The organism is uncultured Negativibacillus sp. (assembly GCF_944388365.1).
GTDB lineage: Bacteria > Bacillota > Clostridia > Oscillospirales > Ruminococcaceae > Negativibacillus.
Genome location: NZ_CALXIN010000125.1, coordinates 1 through 4,658 on the forward strand (window position 1 = coordinate 1; position 4,658 = coordinate 4,658).

Annotated in this window: 5 protein-coding genes; 1 reads left to right on the plus strand and 4 read right to left on the minus strand. The window is 53.0% G+C overall.

What is annotated here, in order from left to right; all coding sequences use genetic code 11:
• From argS to Q0L39_RS10765, 4 genes are all read right to left on the minus strand, one after another.
• A partial coding sequence (gene argS, locus Q0L39_RS10750) for an arginine--tRNA ligase (RefSeq protein ID WP_296629091.1) occupies window positions 1-1,586 on the minus strand: 1,586 nt, incomplete at its 3' end.
• A gap of 45 nt (window positions 1,587-1,631) precedes the next feature.
• Entirely contained in the window at window positions 1,632-2,081 is a 450-nt protein-coding gene (locus Q0L39_RS10755) for a DUF1934 domain-containing protein (RefSeq protein ID WP_296629086.1), read from the minus strand.
• 29 nt (window positions 2,082-2,110) lie between these two features.
• A complete protein-coding gene (gene murI, locus Q0L39_RS10760; protein WP_296629088.1) occupies window positions 2,111-2,920 on the minus strand; it encodes a glutamate racemase in 810 nt (269 codons plus the stop codon).
• The gene (locus Q0L39_RS10765) at window positions 2,913-4,013 is read right to left on the minus strand and encodes a D-alanine--D-alanine ligase family protein (protein ID WP_296629090.1); all 1,101 of its coding nucleotides are present in this window, start codon (window positions 4,011-4,013) and stop codon (window positions 2,913-2,915) included. The genes murI and Q0L39_RS10765 overlap by 8 nt, the downstream gene beginning before the upstream one ends.
• A 526-nt stretch (window positions 4,014-4,539) precedes the next feature.
• Between Q0L39_RS10765 and rpmG the strand changes: the two genes are divergently transcribed.
• A partial coding sequence (gene rpmG / locus Q0L39_RS10770) for a 50S ribosomal protein L33 (protein ID WP_296629093.1) occupies window positions 4,540-4,658 on the plus strand: 119 nt, incomplete at its 3' end.

Genomic DNA, 4,658 nt, shown 5'->3' on the forward strand with positions numbered 1-4,658 from the left:
CCCTGAACACGGCAGGCGTTATAGAACTTGTGGAACAGTGTTGCCACATCCATCAGATAATGGGTCAGTCTTGCCGGATCGTAGTTCTTTGCAGCGGCGATGATCTCACGCGGGCACTGTGCCAGGGTGCGGATCAGCTCGCGCTCCTCGGAGGTGTTCAGCAGCTTCAGTTCCTCTGCAGTGCAGGTTCTCGGCTGGATGTTCTGTGCAGCCAGATTCTTTAAGATGGAGCAGATTCTTGCGTGCGCATACTGAACATAGTAAACCGGATTCTGGGAGGATTCCTCCACAGCCAGGTCCAGATCGAAGTCCAGTGTGGAGTTTGGCTCGCGCATGTTGAAGAAGAAACGTGCTGCATCAATCGGAACCAGATCGGTCAGGTCGGACAGGGTGATCGACTTGCCGGTACGTTTGCTCATGCGGTATGGCTCGCCGTCCTTCATCAGACGTACCAGCTGCATCAGCACGATGTCCAGCTTGCTGCCGTCCAGACCGATGGCATCCATCGCACCTTTCAGTCTTGCAACGTGACCGTGGTGGTCTGCACCCCAGACGTTGATGACGCGGTCAAATCCACGGTCAACAAATTTATTCTTGTGGTAAGCAATATCAGCGGTAAAGTAGGTTGGGTTGCCGTTTGCACGGATCAGAACCTCATCCTTTTCGCCGCCAAACTGGGTAGCTTTGTACCAGATTGCGCCGTCCTTTTCATAGGTCCAGCCGCGCTTGGTCATATCGTCCACAATCGCCTTGACTGCGCCGGATTTGTGCAGGGTGCTTTCCGGGAACCATACGTCGTAAACGATGCGGTATTTTTCCAGGTCGGTTCTGAGCTTCTCGATGTTTTTCGGCAGAGCAAAGTCGACCAGTGCCTGACGGCGCTCCTGTTCGGAAACGTTGAGCAGGCTGTCGCCGTGTTCATCGGCATACTGCTGTGCGCGCTCCTTGATGTCCTCGCCGTGGTAGCCGTCCTCTGGGAATTCTACCGCATCCTCTCCTTTAAAGATCTGCAGGTATCTTGCCTCCAGCGACAGACCGAATTTTTCGATCTGGTTGCCGGCGTCGTTGATGTAGAACTCACGGGTGACGTCGTAGCCGCAGGCATCCATCGCTGCTGCCAGACAGTCGCCGATAGCGCCGCCGCGGGCATTGCCCATGTGCATCGGGCCGGTCGGGTTTGCGGATACAAACTCAACCATGACCTTCTCGCCCTTGCCGTAATCGGAGCGGCCGTAGTCCTTGCCTGCCTCCAGTACGCCGGATACGATGTCAGCAAACCACAGATCGCTTACAAAGAAGTTGATAAAGCCAGGACCTGCGATCTCCACCTTTTCGATGTAGTGAGCATTTTCCAGATCCATGCACTCTTTGAGGATGTTTGCGATTTTCACCGGTGCATTGCGGAAGGTCTTTGCCGAAACCATCGCTGCATTGGAAGCAAAGTCACCGTGGGAGCTCTCTGCCGGAATCTCTACCGAGAAGTTTGGCAGCTCGTTCTGTGGCAGTTTGCCCTCCTGCATTGCTTTGGCAAAGGCGTCCTTAATCAGGTTTTCCACCTCAGCCATGGCACTGTTTACAAAATTCATGTTCATAGTGTTGATTTCCCTTTCTTTTGATGTCGTCATCTATTTTTAATTTGCCAGAATTTCCTTGATGGTGATGCTGACGGTATTTTCGGTGGCAACGGTGGCCTCGATGTCCAGCGTATAGCCAAACGACAGGTGTCCGCCCTGTTCGCTCAGCGTGCTGTCAAAGTGGTTGCCCATCACGCCGATGGTCATGCTGCCGTAGCCGGTGTCGTACTGACACTGGTGGCGCACTCCCTGCTCCACAATCAGCTGGGAGCGCGACGGCCCGAAGCGGGTCATGGTCACCTTGTCGTGAGGTCCCACCTTCAATGTCGTGCGGCAGCCCTCATAGCCGGTGGCCTCGGTCTCCTCATAGCTGATATAGTACAGCTGGTTTTTCCGGTAGAACCGTCCGGTCGTCATCATCTCGATCACATCTTTTTCGTTTCCCACCTTCTGGGTTCCTTTAATCGTGATCAGGACGTCCTTTTTGATATCCTTTGTTGTTTCCATACTCTTTGTAACCTCGTGCTTTTGCGCTTTTATACCAGCTCGACGCGGTGGACGTTCCGGCCGATCTTTTCCCCTAAAAAGATGGAAGCCGTCTTGTCGAAGCTTTCCACCTCATCGGTCACGTTGTATTCGGTTTCGCCGGCAGTGGTCTGCTCGGCGGTCATCGAATGTTTGAGCAGGATGCTCTGCACATATTTTGCAGCACATCTGCCCGGGTCAATCAGCGTGACCTTGTAGTCCAGCAGGCGATTGAAAATCTCATACAATATCGGAAAATGGGTGCATCCCAGAATCAATGTGTCGATATCCTCTTTCATCAGCGGTTCCAGATACATCTGCACCGCCAGATTGGTGATCTGATTGTCCGGCTCGATCATGCCGTTTTCCACCAGATGCACCAGCAGCGGACAGGGATTTCCATAGACATGGATGTCGCTGCGGATGTTTCGCATCGCCCGTCCAAAGGCGTTGCTCTTTAGGGTGGCGTTGGTTCCCACCACACCGATGCGTCCGCGTGCGCTCATGGCACAGGCCTCCTGTGCCGCCGGCAGCACGATGTCCACATAGGGAATCGGCAGCGCCGACGAGATCTCCCTTGGCAGCGTGCTGCTGACCGTTCCGCAGGCCGCGACGATCATCTTGATGTCCTTTTTCAGCAGAAAGTCGATGTCCTGCTGGGCATAACGGATGATGGTCTCTCGGCTTCGTGTTCCATAGGGGACCCTGCCGGTGTCCCCCAGATAGACGATGTTTTCGTTTGGCAGCAGCCGGTGCAGCTCCTTGACCACCGTCAGGCCGCCCAGTCCCGAATCAAAAACACCGATCGGTCTGTTATCCATCCGCTCTGTCTGCCCCCTTCCTGCCGCGCTCCAATGCAAGCTCGATCAGTCGGGTCAGCAGCTGCGGGTAGCTCAGTCCGCAATGTGCCCACAGTTTTGGATACATGCTGATCGAGGTAAAGCCCGGGATGGTGTTGATCTCGTTTAAGATGACTGCGCCGTCCGATTTGCGGACAAAGAAGTCGATGCGCGCAAAGCCCTCACAGTCGATGGCTGCAAATGCTTTCTCCGCGGTCTGGCGCAGTTCCAGAGAGGTTTCCTCGCTGACTCTGCCAGGAATGTGCAGCACGGTGGTGCCGTCGATGTATTTTGCCTCGTAGGTGTAAAACTCGACCACCGGCACCAGCTCGCCGACGACGCCTGCCGCCTGCGGATGTGCATTTCCCAGCACCGCTGTCTCGACCTCCTGCATCTCGATGCACTCCTCAACGACTGCCTTGTAGTCCTCTTTGAGCGCAACCTCACAGGCCTTTTTCAGCTCCTCGCGGTTGTGTGCCTTGCCGACGCCCACCGAAGAACCTGCATTCGCCGGCTTTACAAACATTGGATAGCCCAGCTTTTCCTCCGCCTGCTGTGCAAACTCCTCGAAGTGTGCCATCTTTTCCCCATTGACGATCACCCATTTTGCCATGCGGATGCCGTTTGCTTCCAGAATGGTGTGGGTCATCTCCTTGTCCATGCAGTTGGCGCTGGAAATCGTGTTGCAGCCGACAAACGGAATGCCCGCCAGCTGGAACAGACCCTGGATGGTGCCGTCCTCGCCGTGTTTGCCGTGCAACACAGGGAAGCATACATCCACTGAAACAACCTCACAGCTGCCGTCCTTGCCCAGCATCAAAAAGCCGTGGTGCGAGCGGTCCGGCGAAACGACCGCGGTGCGCAGCGACAGGTCGGATTCCCACTTCTGGCTGGTGATCTCATTGTCAGCGCCGGTATATTCCACCCAGCGTCCGTCCTTGGTGATGCCGATGCGCAGCACCTCATACTCGTCGGAAAGATTGCTGAGCACCGACTCGACCGACAGCAGCGAAATCTCGTGTTCGCTGGAAACACCGCCGAACAGGACGGCGACCTTGATTTTATGTTCGCTCATCAAAGGACACTCCTTTTTTGTTCTCAAATATACAGTCTCATTTATTTATATGTAGTTTGGCTTTGAATATGAAGATCCGGTCTGATCACAATTATAAGAAGATAACAACAGCCAAATCAGTACCTATCATTGTATCACATCCCTCCCCCTGCTTTCAATGGTTTCCTTGTATCATTTTGCATATTCTCCGGCCTTTTGGCTTGTTGATATTCACTTTTTTTGCCGCTTGTCAAAAACGGATGAAGGTATCAAATCCGCAAAACCGACAAGCAAAAACCTTCAAAAAGCTTTGTTGTGTGACAAAATCAATAAACTTCATAAAAACGGCGCAAAAATGCCAAAAAATCCGTTGACGAAGCCATGGGGGATGTGGTATGATTGCCTTACCTCTAAAAGGGTTATTTTTTTATGTCCAAAAATGAACCATCCACCCACCAACAGACGTGTTTTCCCGCGTCAGGTTGGAGATTCAAGCGTTTCCTTTACGAGGGAGGCAAAAAAATCCGTTTTATCAGGAGGTGCCGATATGAGGATTAAAATTACCTTAGCTTGCACAGAGTGCAAACAGCGTAATTACAACACAAAGAAAAACAAGAAAAACGATCCTGACAGACTTGAGATGAACAAATACTGCAAGTTCTGCCG